This window comes from Pseudoxanthomonas beigongshangi (genome assembly GCF_016820515.1).
Taxonomy (GTDB): domain Bacteria; phylum Pseudomonadota; class Gammaproteobacteria; order Xanthomonadales; family Xanthomonadaceae; genus Pseudoxanthomonas_A; species Pseudoxanthomonas_A beigongshangi.
On record NZ_JADHDV010000008.1, the window covers coordinates 119,872 to 132,983 of the forward strand.

Annotated in this window: 11 protein-coding genes; 4 read left to right on the forward strand and 7 right to left on the reverse strand. The window is 67.1% G+C overall.

Features of this window, described 5'->3' with window-relative positions:
- Window positions 1-6 precede the first annotated feature (6 nt).
- Together hutU and hutC are read right to left on the reverse strand one after the other, a co-directional pair.
- Window positions 7-1,701 (reverse strand): urocanate hydratase, encoded by a 1,695-nt coding sequence (gene hutU, locus IQ458_RS08160; protein WP_183636586.1) that lies wholly within the window; start codon window positions 1,699-1,701, stop codon window positions 7-9.
- A gap of 2 nt (window positions 1,702-1,703) precedes the next feature.
- The gene (gene hutC, locus IQ458_RS08165; RefSeq protein WP_192198675.1) at window positions 1,704-2,435 is read right to left on the reverse strand and encodes a histidine utilization transcriptional repressor HutC; all 732 of its coding nucleotides are present in this window, start codon (window positions 2,433-2,435) and stop codon (window positions 1,704-1,706) included.
- A 129-nt stretch (window positions 2,436-2,564) separates the two neighbouring features.
- On the opposite strand from hutC, the gene IQ458_RS08170 reads away from it, so the two are divergent.
- From IQ458_RS08170 to IQ458_RS08185, 4 genes are all read left to right on the forward strand, one after another.
- Window positions 2,565-2,987, forward strand: a complete 423-nt coding sequence (locus IQ458_RS08170; protein ID WP_203322483.1) for a CopL family metal-binding regulatory protein — start codon at window positions 2,565-2,567, stop codon at window positions 2,985-2,987.
- A 98-nt stretch (window positions 2,988-3,085) separates the two neighbouring features.
- Window positions 3,086-5,830, forward strand: coding sequence for a TonB-dependent receptor (locus IQ458_RS08175; RefSeq protein WP_203322484.1), 2,745 nt, complete (start codon window positions 3,086-3,088; stop codon window positions 5,828-5,830).
- Window positions 5,831-5,903: 73 nt separating this feature from the next.
- On the forward strand, window positions 5,904-6,596 hold the full coding sequence (locus IQ458_RS08180; protein WP_183636575.1) for a PepSY domain-containing protein: 693 nt from the start codon (window positions 5,904-5,906) through the stop codon (window positions 6,594-6,596).
- Window positions 6,593-8,422: a 2Fe-2S iron-sulfur cluster-binding protein gene (locus IQ458_RS08185; RefSeq protein WP_203322485.1), complete on the forward strand. Its 1,830-nt coding sequence runs from the start codon at window positions 6,593-6,595 to the stop codon at window positions 8,420-8,422. The genes IQ458_RS08180 and IQ458_RS08185 overlap by 4 nt, the downstream gene beginning before the upstream one ends.
- A gap of 55 nt (window positions 8,423-8,477) precedes the next feature.
- On the opposite strand, the gene IQ458_RS19870 is transcribed toward IQ458_RS08185, so the two are convergent.
- The 5 genes from IQ458_RS19870 to IQ458_RS08210 all read right to left on the reverse strand — a co-directional run bounded on the left by IQ458_RS19870 (window position 8,478) and on the right by IQ458_RS08210 (window position 12,855).
- Window positions 8,478-9,071, reverse strand: a complete 594-nt coding sequence (locus IQ458_RS19870; protein ID WP_203322486.1) for a DUF411 domain-containing protein — start codon at window positions 9,069-9,071, stop codon at window positions 8,478-8,480.
- 54 nt (window positions 9,072-9,125) lie between these two features.
- The gene (locus IQ458_RS08195; protein ID WP_203322487.1) at window positions 9,126-9,434 is read right to left on the reverse strand and encodes an EF-hand domain-containing protein; all 309 of its coding nucleotides are present in this window, start codon (window positions 9,432-9,434) and stop codon (window positions 9,126-9,128) included.
- 59 nt (window positions 9,435-9,493) lie between these two features.
- Window positions 9,494-10,507: a copper resistance protein B gene (locus IQ458_RS08200; RefSeq protein ID WP_425504657.1), complete on the reverse strand. Its 1,014-nt coding sequence runs from the start codon at window positions 10,505-10,507 to the stop codon at window positions 9,494-9,496.
- Window positions 10,504-12,324, reverse strand: coding sequence for a copper resistance system multicopper oxidase (locus IQ458_RS08205; protein ID WP_203322489.1), 1,821 nt, complete (start codon window positions 12,322-12,324; stop codon window positions 10,504-10,506). The genes IQ458_RS08200 and IQ458_RS08205 overlap by 4 nt, the downstream gene beginning before the upstream one ends.
- Before the next feature lie 111 nt (window positions 12,325-12,435).
- On the reverse strand, window positions 12,436-12,855 hold the full coding sequence (locus IQ458_RS08210) for a CopL family metal-binding regulatory protein (protein WP_203322490.1): 420 nt from the start codon (window positions 12,853-12,855) through the stop codon (window positions 12,436-12,438).
- Between the last annotated feature and the right edge of the window lie 257 nt (window positions 12,856-13,112).

Here is a 13,112-nt window from a genome sequence, read left to right on the forward strand (position 1 = left end):
GGAGGCTTATCCGGTGATGGCAGGCAGATGCAGGTGGTGTTCGCGGGCACAGGCGAGGGCGTCCTCGTAGCCGGCGTCGGCGTGGCGCATCACGCCCATCGCCGGATCGTTGAACAGGACGCGCGACAGGCGTTGGTCGGCGGCCTCACTGCCGTCGCAGACGATGACCACGCCCGAATGCTGGGAGAAGCCCATGCCGACGCCGCCGCCGTGGTGCAGGCTGACCCAGGTGGCGCCGCCGGAGGTCGCCAGCATCGCGTTGAGCAGCGGCCAGTCGGAGACCGCGTCAGAGCCATCCCGCATGCCTTCGGTCTCGCGGTTGGGGCTGGCGACCGAACCGCAGTCGAGGTGATCGCGGCCGATCACGATCGGCGCCTTGAGTTCGCCGTTGCGGACCATTTCGTTGAACGCCAGCGCGGCTCGATGGCGCTCGCCCAGGCCCAGCCAGCAGATGCGCGCGGGCAGGCCCTGGAAGGCGATGCGCTCGCGCGCCTGATCCAGCCAGCGGTGCAGGTGGGCGTTGTCGGGGAACAGTTCCTTGATCTTGGCGTCGGTCTTGTAGATGTCCTCCGGATCGCCGCTCAGCGCGACCCAGCGGAACGGGCCCATGCCACGGCAGAACAGCGGGCGGATGCAGGCGGGGACGAAGCCGGGGAAATCGAAGGCGTTGGCGACGCCGCGATCCTTGGCGACCTGGCGGATGTTGTTGCCGTAGTCGATCGTCGGCACGCCCATGTGGTGGAAATCGAGCATCGCCTTGACGTGGACGGCGCAGGACTCGGCGGCGGCGTTGGTCAGCGCGGCGCGCTCGGCGTCGCCGCCGTTGCGCGCGGCGACCCACTGCTCGACTGTCCAGCCGGCCGGCAGGTAGCCGTTGATCAGGTCATGCGCGGAGGTCTGGTCGGTGACCGCGTCCGGCCTGGCCACGCCCTGGCGCGCCAGCTCGACGAACTTCGGCAGCAGCTCGGCCGCGTTGCCGAGCAGGCCGACCGAGACCGGGCGATCGGTGGTGCGGATGATCTCCAGCGCCTCCTCGATGCTGCGGGCCTTGAAGTCCACGTAGCGGGTGCGCATGCGGAAATCGATGCGCGATTCCTGGCATTCGATGACGATGCTGCTGGCGCCGGCCAGCGTCGCCGCCAGCGCCTGCGCGCCACCCATGCCGCCGAGGCCGGCGGTGAGGATCCACTTGCCGGACCAGTCGCCGCCGTAGTGCTGGCGGCCGAGTTCGACGAAGGTTTCGTAGGTGCCCTGGACGATGCCCTGGCTGCCGATGTAGATCCAGCTGCCGGCGGTCATCTGGCCGTACATCATCAGGCCCTTCTTATCGAGCTCGTTGAAGTGGTCCCAGGTGGCCCAGTGCGGGACCAGGTTGGAATTGGCGAGCAGCACGCGCGGCGCGTCGGCGTGGGTGCGGAACACGCCGACCGGCTTGCCGGACTGGATCAGCAGGGTCTCGTCGTCGCCCAGCGTGCGCAGGGTTTCCAGGATCTTGTCGAAGCAGGCCCAGTTGCGCGCGGCGCGACCGATGCCGCCGTACACGACCAGTTCGTCGGGGCGCTCGGCCACGTCCGGATCCAGGTTGTTCTGCAGCATGCGGTAGGCCGCTTCGGTCAGCCAGCTGCGGCAATGCAGGTCGGTGCCGCGCGGCGCGCGGACGGGACGGGCACCGGCGGTGCGCGAGGGATCGGTGGCGGTCATGGTTATCCTCCGGGAGTGATGGTGGCGCCGACCTGGAAGGTGCCGACGAACCGATAGCGGGAAGCGGGGTAGGTGAGGCGGACCCAGGTGACGACCTGGCCGCGCGACCAGGTGCGGCGGGTCAGCACCAGCACGGGATCGCCCTCGGCGATCTCCAGTTGCGCGGCCAGCCGCTTGTTGGCGGTCTCGGCCTCGATGACGTGTTCGGTGCGCTCCAGCGGCGCCACGCGCATCAGGTACTGGTGCGGAATCTCGGTCTGGAAATCGATGCCCAGATAATCCGGCGCGCTGGCCGGATTGACGAAGCGGTCCTCCAGCTGCAGCGGCTTGCCGTTGGCCTTGTGCAGCAGGCGGGTGTGGAACAGTTCGGCACCGGATTCCAGGCCGAACTGGTTGGTGACGGTGGGGCGCGCGACCACCGCCTCGCCGATCAGCACCTGCACGCTGTGGACCTGTCCGCGCGCGACGATTTCCTCGCGGATGCTGCGCACCTCGAACATGGCGGACTCGGCCTTCGGGCCGGCGACGAAGGTGCCGACACCCTGCACGCGGGTGAGCACGCCGGAGTCGCTGAGTTCGCGCAGCGCGCGGTTGACGGTCATCCGCGAGACGCCGAACTTGACCACCAGATCGTTCTCGCTGGGCACCCGGCTCAACGGCGGCCAATCGCCATTGGTGATGTGGCGGAGGATGTACTGCTTCAGCTTGAGGTAATGCGGCTTGGGCGTCTCCATGGAAAAAGCATGTCATGTCTATACAACTGCCGCCAGCGATTTCGATGCCGCAGCGCACAAACGGTTGACACCCGTTTTCGATAAGTGTTAAGTCTCTCGTATAGACAACCTGGTGCCCGTTTTTTCCCGATGTCGATTCGCCTGCTCCTGCGACTGGTCCTGATCACCGTCCTTTGCCTGGACGGCGCGGCCAGTGCGTGGGCGGCGACGCGGATGGCGGTCGCTGATCTGGCCGCGATCGACGACGGCGAAAGCGGGCAGGGCGGCCATCGCCAGCATGATGAACAGGCAAAGCCGGACCGCGGCGCAGCCGCTTGCACCGCCGATGTGGGCTGGTTGACCGGCGATCCGACGAACGGCAATCACCACGATGATTGCGATTGCGGCAGCACGACCAGTTGCGCGTGCAGTTGCGTGCTCACCTTCTATCCGGGACGCACGGCGCCGTTGTTCGCCGCCCAGCATGTCCTCGATGCGCCCTATCTGAATCCCCCGCTGTTGCCGGAAGTGCGCAGCGGCGTCTCGCGCGTGTTCCGACCTCCGATCGGCTGAGCTTGTCATGGCCGCGAGCGCGGCCCGTTCGTCCTGCCGGGCATTTCCCGCGGGACACCATCCGAACAGACAAGACACCCGACACGGGGAGAGAGCCCATGTTTTTCAAACCCAATCCGCTGGCCGCGGCCGTCGGCGCACTGCTGTGCGCAGGCTTCGTCCACACCCTGCACGCGCAGGACACCGCCACCGCCGACACTGCATCGGCCCCGCAAGAGCAGGCGACCACGCTGGACACCGTCCAGGTCACCGGCAGCCACATCAAGCGCCTGCAGATTTCGGGCGTCGGTCCGGTGAGCGTCGTCGACGCCGAAACCATCGAACGTTCCGGCGCCACTTCGGTGGAAACCCTGCTGCAACGCCTGCCGGCATCCGCCGGTTTCGCCGGCAGCCAGACCAATGCCTACTGGGCCGAGAACGGTTACGGCACCACCCAGGTGAACCTGCGTGGCCTGGGCATCAACCGCACCCTGGTGCTGCTCAATGGCCGTCGCGTGGTCAACGGCGGCACCGGTGCCAACAGTTCGGTCGACCTGAACATGATCCCGGTGGCGCTGATCGAGCGCATCGAGGTGCTGAAGGATGGCGCGTCGGCGATCTACGGCGCCGATGCCGTGGCCGGCGTGGTCAACATCATCACCAAGAAGAACTTCGAAGGCGCCGAACTGGCGATGCGCTATGGCCAGACCTTCGAGAGCGACGGCGAAGACGGATCCTTCGATCTGGTCTGGGGCACCACCAGCGATCGCGGCTCGCTGATGGCCGGGCTGAGCTATTCCGAAAGCGGCAGCGTCAACATGGCCACGCGCGCGCCTTGCGGGCTGGCGGTGGATGAGGACACCGGCGGCCTGGTCTGCTCCGGCAGCTCCACCACCATCGGCGGTCGCGCCTTGCTGGCGGACGGCAGCCGGGTCAACTTCAACCAGGATCCGAACGGCGACGGCGACTTCTACGAGCCGTATTCGGCGGCCAAGCACAACTACAACGGCAACCCGACCCTCAACGCGGTCAATCCGATCAAGCGCCTGAGCTTCAGCCTGTTCGGCGATACCCAGCTCAGTGATACCACGCGCCTGTTCACCGAACTGATGTACACCAATCGCCAGTCGCACCAGCTCGCGACGCCCGGCGGCCTGGGGGTGTACCGGCCGATCAACATCGCCGCGGATCATCCGACCAACCCGACCGGGCAGGATCTGCTGTTGCAGCGTCGCCGCCTTGAGGAAGCCGGTACCCGCCGGTTTTTCCAGGACACCAACACTTTCCGCGCGGTGGTCGGGCTGGAAGGCCAGCTGGGCATGAACTGGGACTGGTCGGCCGCGTTGAACTGGGGCCGCAACACCGGCCTGGATGGCTCTACCAAGGTGGCCAACCTGGACCGCGTGGACCAGACCCTCGACACCACGATCTGCAGCAACGCGCCGGGGGCGGCGATCCCCTGCGCCGACTACCTGGGCTACGGCGATGTCACCCAGGAAGTGCTCGACTACATCCTGTTCACCACCCGCGATCATGGCGGCAACGAACAGAAGAGCTTCACCGCCAACATCAGCGGCCAGTTGTTCGAGATGCCGGCGGGCTGGGTGGGCTTCGCCTCCGGCATCGAAGTCCGCAAGGAACGCGGCTGGCGCGATCCGGATCCGCTGACGGTGATGGGCATCGCCAATACCAACCAGCAGGATCCGATCGCCGGCGAGTACACCGCCAAGGAAGCCTTCGTCGAGTTCGCCGTGCCGCTGTTGATGGACAGCGCCATCGCCGATTCGCTGATCCTCAACGCCGCCGTCCGCTATTCGGACTACGACCTGTTCGGCGAGGACATCAACTACAAGGTCGGCCTGGACTGGCAGGTGATGCCGTCGCTCAAGATCCGCGCCAACTACGCCACGGCCTTCCGCATCCCGAACATCCCCGAGCTGTTCGGCGGCGTCGCCGAGGGCAATCTGACCACGACCGATCCGTGCAGCGGCTGGAGCACCAGCACCACCATCGATCCGACCGTGCGCCAGAACTGCCAGGCCTACGGCGTGCCGGCCGGCTACGTGCAGCCGGGCAACACCATCCTGACCACCTCCGGCGGCAACCCGGATCTGGAACCGGAGGACGCCAAGTCGCTGACGGTGGGCGCGGTGTGGACGCCGGGCTTCCTGCCGGGCCTGACCCTGACCGTGGACTACTTCAACATCCGCATCGACAACGCGATCCAGCGTATCGACGGGTCGACCAAGCTGTCCATCTGCTACAACACCCCCGGCCTGGCGCATCCGTTCTGCGGCAGCGAGAACTTCACCCGCAACCCGGTCACCGGCGAAGTGGACTTCCTGTCCTCGCAGCCGGTCAACGCGGCCAACGAGCGAATCTCCGGCATCGATCTGGGCGGCCTGTACGAGTTCGAGGCGATGGGTTTCGACTCGACCTTCAGCATGGATGTGTCCTACCTGGATCGCTATGACGTGCGGCCGTTCCCGGGCGCGGACCTGATCGAGTATGCCGGCAAGATCACCGGTGGACGCGGCAGCTACGCGCACTGGCGGGCGTTCACCTCGCTGACGGCCAAGCGCGATGCCTGGTCCGGTTCCTACAGCGTGCAGTACATCGGCAAGACCGACGACATCACCGCCACGAAGGGGTTCACCGGCGATCACGCGCCGAGCCTGACCTATCACAACGTGCAGGTGAAGTTCGCGCCGGTGGGGCAGTCGTTCGATGTCTCGTTCGGCATCGACAACCTGTGGGACAAGCAGGCGCCGTTCATCCAGAGCTACACGGACGGCAACACCGACACGATGACCTACGACCTGCTGGGCCGGCGCTGGTACGCGCGTTTCGGCTACCGCTGGTGAACCGTGACCCGTCCGCCGGCCAGCCGGCGGACGGGCAGATCGCGGCGACGCCGCAACCAACAGGAACATTCGAATGAAACCCGCTTTCTGGGCGCGCCGCGCCCATAAATGGATCGGGCTGATCGTCGGAGTACAGGCGCTGCTGTGGATGATCAGCGGCGTCTACATGACCGTCGTGCCGCTCGACATCATCCATGGCGATCACCTGGCGCACAGCCACACTGATCCACTGGTCGCCGCCGCGCCGCGCGTGGCGCAGGCGGATCTGGCCACGCGCTATCCCGATATCACCGCACTGAAGATCAAGCGCCTGCTGGATCGCGAGGTCTACGAAATCCGCCAGGGCGATCGCGCCTCCCTGGTCGATGCCGGCACCGGCGAGCGCATCACTCCGCTGGAACGCACGACCGTGGTCGCCTTGGCCAAGGCGGTCTACCAGGGCGAGGCGGACGTGACCGGCGCCGAATGGATCACCCGCGCGCCCCGCGAAGTGCAGACCCGGCCGGTGCCGATGTGGGCGGTGCGGTTCGACGACCGCGGCCAGACCACGCTGTATTTCTCGCCCGACACCGGCGAATTGCTGGCGCGCCGGCACAGCCTGTGGCGCTGGTTCGATTTCCTGTGGATGTTCCACATCATGGATTACGAGAAGCGCACGGACGTCAACAACACCCTGTTGCGGGTGGCGGCGGCGAGTGGTTTGCTGTTCGCGCTGAGCGGCGCCTGGCTGCTGTTCTACAGCTTCACCCGGAGGCGCAGCGCATGACGCCCTGGCTGAGGAAACTACACAAGTGGGTCGGGCTGATCATCGCCGTGCAGTTCGTGCTGTGGATGGCGAGTGGATTGATGATGGCCTGGCTGGAGCACGACAAGGTGCAGGGCCACGAATTCCGCGCGCGTGCGGCGGAACCGCGGGCATGGCCGACCGACGCGCGGCCGGCGTCCACGGCGCTGGCGGCGGTGGGCGGGGACGCGTTCACGGTTGCTTCGGGCTGGTTGCTCGAACGTCCCGTCTACCAGGTATTCGATGGCGCCCGCACGCATCTGGTCGATGCGCGGACGGGAACACGCCTGGCCATCGACGCCGCGCTGGCGGGACAGCTGGCGCGGGCGTCCTACACCGGACCCGGGCAGGCGGCGCCGGCGCGCCTGCTGGAACGCACGCTGGAAGTGCGCGATCACCCCGGCCGGTTGTGGCGGGTGGATTTCGACGACGCCGAGGAGACGACGGTCTATCTGGCCGCGGACACCGGCCAGGTGTTGCAGCACCGCAACCGCACCTGGCGGCTGTTCGATGTGTTCTGGATGCTGCACATCATGGACTACAGCGGGCGGGTGGACTTCAACAATCCATTGGTGGTGTCGGCGGGCATCGGCGGGCTGTGGATGGCGCTGACCGGCGTCTGGCTGCTGTTCGCGAGCTTCCGACTGAGCGAGTTCGTGCCGCGTCGCTGGCGCGGCGGCCATGAGCTGGCTGTGCACGATCCCGATGGCACCTGCCTGCGCACCGTGACCGCCGCCGATGGCGACAACGTCTATCTGGCGCTGGCGCGCAATGGTCTGCAATTGCCTTCGAACTGTGGCGGTGGGCAGAGCTGCGGCCTGTGCGAGGTTCGCTTCCGCGGTACGCCGCCGCCGGCGACCGCAGCCGACCGCGCGCACCTGCCCGAATCACGCCTGAAACTCGGCTACCGGCTGGCCTGCAACCTGCACGTCGACAAGGACACCCACGTCGAGGTGTCGGGCGGCAGCCGCCTGTGGACCGAGCACGAGGCGGTGGTCGAACGGGTGGAGGCAGTAACGCCGTTCCTGCGCGAGATCGTGCTGAAGACGGACACCGCGCTGGGCGAGGAATACCAGCCCGGCGCCTACCTGCAGGTCCATGTGCCGGATTACCGCCTGCGTCCACACGATCTGGCGCATCCGGAACATCATCGCGACGACTGGCGAGCGCTGGAACTGCCGGCCGATCTGGTCAACAAGGAAGCGGTGCGGCGTTCCTATTCGCTGTCGCTGCCGGTGGCGAACACGGAGGGACGGCTGAGCCTGTTGGCGCGCTTCAATCCGGGCGCGCAAGGGAAGAAGCGGGTGCCGACCGGCAAGGGTTCGACCTACCTGTACTCGCTGAAGGCCGGCGACAAGGTGCGCTTCAGCGGACCGTTCGGCGATTTCGCGATCAAGCCGGGCCACCGGGAGAAGGTGTTCATCGGTGGCGGTGCGGGCATGGCCCCGCTGCGGGCGATGATCCATGCCTGCCTCGACGGCGGGGCAGGCGAGCGCATGCACTTCTGGTACGGCGCACGCAGCCTGCGCGACGCGCCCTATATCGAGGAAATGGCGGCGCTGGCGCAACGGCACGCCAACTTCAGCTGGCACCTGGTGCTGTCGGACGAGGCCGAGTGCGGTGACGGGCTGCTGCGTGGCCTGGTGCACGAGGTGGCCGAGCACACCCTGCTGCGCGACCATCCGGATCTGCATGCCTGCGATTTCTATCTGTGCGGCCCGCCGGCCATGCTGATGGCGACGCGGCAACTGCTGAAGCGGCTGGGCGTGGACGAGGCGCGAATCGCCTACGACGACTTCAAGATCTAGACGGAAACACCCCATTGCCCCGGTGGAAGTCTCTCCTGCCGGGGCTTTTCTTTTTTCAGGGATGGCGCGAGAAGGTCCCGGTCGTGCCGTCGCCGCCGACCAACGCCACTTCGTAAGGCTGGGTGCGGCCATCCGGCGTTTCCATGCCGGGAGAGCCGAGCGGCATGCCGGGCACGGCGATGCCGCGTGCCTTCGGCTTCTCGGCGAGCAGGCGCTTGATGTCCTCGGCCGGAACATGGCCTTCGACGAAATAGCCATCCACCTCGGCGGTATGGCAGGACATCATCGGCTCGGGCACGCCGAGGCGATCCTTCACCGTCATCATGTCCTCGGTGTCGTGCACCTCGACCGGGAAACCGGCGGTGCGGACGTGGTCGACCCAGACGCCGCAGCAGCCGCAGCTGGGACTCTTGTGCACGCGGATCAGCGGCAGGTGGGCGGGCGTGGCGGCAGAGGAGGTTGCGGCAGTCGTGGCGGTCGCGGAAGCGGCCGCGGTTTCCGCCGCGGCCTGGGCGGGCGAGGGGACGGCGGCGAGCGCGACACGGTCACTGGCCGAAGCCGCGCCGGGCGCCGCGCCGCAGGCGACCAGCAGCACGCTGGAACCGGCCAGGAACGCGCTGGCGGTGAGGTGTTTCAGCAGGGAACTCATGGTGGTTTCTTCTCCGGAAGGCCGGCGGGATCCTTCCGGATTCCGCCGGACGGTTTACAGCATCGCCATCGCGCTGGCGAATTCCTTGCGGTCCAGCTTGCCGTCGCCGTTCTTGTCGCCCATGCCGAAATGCGGCAACAACGGGTGGCGCTCGGGCAGTTCGGCCTTGCCGACGAAGCCGTCGCGGTTCTTGTCGAGGCTTTCGAACGATGCATTGCCGTTGCCAGCGGTGTTGGTTTTCTTCGCCGGGGCCGGCGTGCCATGACCGGCGTGGCTGCCGTGGCCGGCATGATCCTGGGCGAATGCGGGGGTGGCCAGCAGGGCGAGTGCCATCAGGGTGGATGCGGAAACGTGTTTTTTCATCGGATCATTTTCCAATCGAATCGGGATGAGGCGGCGGCGCGCTCGCCGCCGCCGGTTTGTCAGAACCAGAAGCGGACACCGGCCACGAAGCGGGTATCGCGGGTGTCGCCGCCTTCGCCGCGCCGGTAGTCGGCGGTGTCGCCGAACAGCCGTTCGTGCACCACGCCCACGTAGGGCGCGAAACGCCGGTTGATTTCGTAGCGCAGGCGCAGGCCGGCTTCGACCTTGTTGAGGCCGGTACCTTCGCCGTACTCGGGCACGTCCTTGGACGAGAAGCTCGCTTCGACCAGCGGTTGCAGGATCAGGCGGTTGGTCAGCAGCAGTTCGTACTCGGCTTCCACCGTGGCCATGACCTGTCCGGATTCACCCACGTAAGCGGTGGCGGACATCTCGAACTTGTACGGCGCCAGCCCTTGCACGCCGAAGGCGGCCCAGGTGCGTGAATCGGCCGGGCGGAAATCCTGCTTCACGCCCACCACCACATCCCACCAGGGGGAGACGCTGCGGCCGTACAGGACTTCCAGTTCGGACGATTCGGTGCGCGAGCCTTCGCGTTCGCCCTCGCTGCGCAGCCACAACCGATTGAGGTCGGTGCCGAACCAGGCGCTGCCTTCCCAGGCCTGTCCGGTGCCGTGGTCCGCATCCCAGCCTTCCAGGCGGTTGATCATCACCAACGAATTGAACGCCGGCGCATGTTCCATCGCATGCGGCTTGAGGGAGGGGAAAGCGGCGGCGCGGTCGGCGTCGGTGACGGCCGGAATGGGTTCGCGCGGATCGGTGGGAGCCTTGGCCGCCGTTCCGTGGTCCATCGTCGAATGGTCCATCTGCGAGTGGTCCATCTGCGTTGGAGCCCTCTGCGAATGGTCCATCTTCGAATGATCCATTTGCGAGTGATCCGTCTTCGAATCATCCGTCTTCGGGGTTTCCTCGACGGGGACCGGCGGTTTCTGCCGTGCGGGCGCGGGTGTCGCATGCGCGGCATGGTCGTGCTGTTGTGCCTGGACCTGGGCGGAAAGCGCCAGGGTCAGCGCGGCGGCCAGCAGGCCGAGCGGGAGATGGGGGCGCATGATCATTCCTCCACCCGCACTTCCCGCATCATGCCGGCTTCCATGTGGTACAGCAGGTGGCAGTGGAACGCCCAGCGGCCAAGCGCGTCGGCGCGCACGCGATAGGTGCGGCGCGTGCCCGGCGGCATGTCGATGGTGTGCTTGCGCAGGTGGAAGTTGCCCTGGTCATCCTCCAGATCGCTCCACAGGCCGTGCAGGTGGATCGGGTGCTGCATCATCGTGTCGTTGACCAGCACGATGCGCATGCGCTCGCCGTAGTTCAGGCGCAGCGGCTCGGCGCCCGCGAAGGGGATGCCGTTGAACGACCAGGCGAACTTCTCCATATGCCCGGTGAGATGCAGTTCGACCTCGCGGCCCGGATCGCGGCCGTCGGGATCGTCGAACAGGCTCTTCATGTCGCCATAGGTCAGCACCTTGCGGCCGTTGTCGCGCAGGCCGATGCCGGGATCGTCCAGCTTGGGTGAAGTGGCCGCCGTCTGCATGTCGATCAGCGGATTGCCGGCTTCGCTCGGCGCATGCACTGGTGCCTTGCCGCCGCCATGCGCACCGTGGCCCATGCTGGCGCCGCAGCCGCCCTCCATGCCCTTCTGGCCGGACATGTTCGCGCCGCAACCGCCTTCCATGCCCTTGTGGCCGCCCATGTCGTGGCCGTCGCCGCCCATGTCATGACCCATGTCCGACATGGTGAGCAGCGGGCGTGGATCACGCGCGGGCACCGGCGCTTCCAGACCCTGGCGCACCGCCAGCGTGCCGCGTGCGTAGCCGGTGCGGCCCATGTCCTGGGCGAAGATGGTGAAGGCGTCCTGGCCGCCGGGTTCGACCAGCACGTCGAAGGTCTCGGCCACGGCGATGCGGAACTCGTCGACGGTGACCGGATGGATGTACAGACCGTCGGCGGCGACCACCGTCATCTTCAGGCCGGGGATGCGCACGTCGAAGTAGGTCATCGCCGAGCCGTTGATGAAACGCAGCAGCACCTTTTCGCCGGAGCGGAACAGCCCGGTCCAGTTGCCGGCGGGCGCGTTGCCGTTCATCAGGTAGGTGTAGGTGTGCGCGTTGATGTCGGAGATGTCCGAAGGCGTCATCCGCATCCGTCCCCACATGCCACGATCGGACAGCGTCGCCGCCCAGCCGTCGCGGCGGACGTCGCGGGCGAAATCACCGACCGTGCGCTGGTAGGTGTTGTCGTGCATCGGCATCTTCTTCATCCGCCGGAACAACGCGGCAGGATCCAGATCGGTCCAGTCGGACAGCAGCACGACGTGCTCGCGATCGAAGCGATAGGGCGGTGGCTCGGCCGGGTCGATGACCAGCGCGCCATACAGGCCGGCCTGTTCCTGGAACATCGAATGGCTGTGGTACCAGTAGGTGCCGGACTGCTTGAGCTGGAAGCGGTACTGGTAGGTTTCGCCCGGCGCGATGCCGTCGAAACTCAGGCCGGGGACGCCGTCCATGTTGGCCGGCAGCAGGATGCCGTGCCAGTGGATCGAACTGTGCGCGTCGGCCAGGCGGTTGGCGACCCGCAGGGTGACGGTGTCGCCTTCGCGCCAGCGCAGGATCGGCGCCGGCAGGCTGCCGTTGACGGTGATCGCGGGGCGGGTACGGCCGGTGAAGTTGACCGGCGAGGTGCCGATGGCGAGATCGAAATCGGTGCCGGTCAGCACCGGCGCCTGGTACATCGAATGGGCGGTGTTCGCCCATGCGGGCAGGCGCGCGAGGCCAAAACCGGCGGCAACGCCGCCCACGGCCAGGCCGGTGACGAAGCGGCGCCGGGAAAGCTGGAATCCGGAACCGGATCCCGCGCCGAAAGAATCGGAAGACATGAAAACTCCTGACGATATTCGAAGGCAGCCCGGGGTCGGAACTGCGGGAAGACGCGCGGAGCGACGGCAACGTCGCGGCGGCGCGGAATATCCACGGCCCTGTGGCCGGATTCAGGCGATGGGAGGTCGCTGCGGGGAAGGAAGCGGCGGGGCGGGATGACCGGCGGGAACAGGACCGACCGGATCGGCGCTGGCGCGCGGTCCGTTGCCGATCCACGCCGCCGGCATCGCCGCGGGCGCCTGCTGGGCGCAGAAGCCATCGCAGTGGCCGGTGGAACAGCAATCGGGCTGGCCATGGTCGTGGGCCGGCGCCGGTTCGGCAGCGGTTGGGACGCCGTCCGCGTCGTGGCAGGTGGCGGACACCGCCGGGTCGGCCTTTGCCGTCATGGCGCAGTCGTTCATGGCGTGTCCCGCATGCGCCTGGCCGGCCTGGGCCACGTGCATCTGCAGCGCGGCCACGGCGTTGCCCGTCCCCGAGACCAGCAGGGTGACGCTCAACAGGATCCGCAGCAGCAGCGAGGGAAGCGACATGACGGCACGTACTTTAACCGCGCGGCCCGTGAATGTGCAGCGGCGGGCGGCGGCATACATCACCGGATAAGCATTGGACGCGGGTCCAGGCGGATCGCGCCGGGCGCCGGGGCGGCCTGTTAAAGTGAACGGGTTGCTTCCCTGTGCGCCCGCGGAGTACGCCCCGGTATGGATTCGGCATCTTTCCAAACGTCCTGCGATGCCACAGAATCCAGGCGCTTGAATCGATCCAAACCAGGGCAAACGCGTGAATGCAG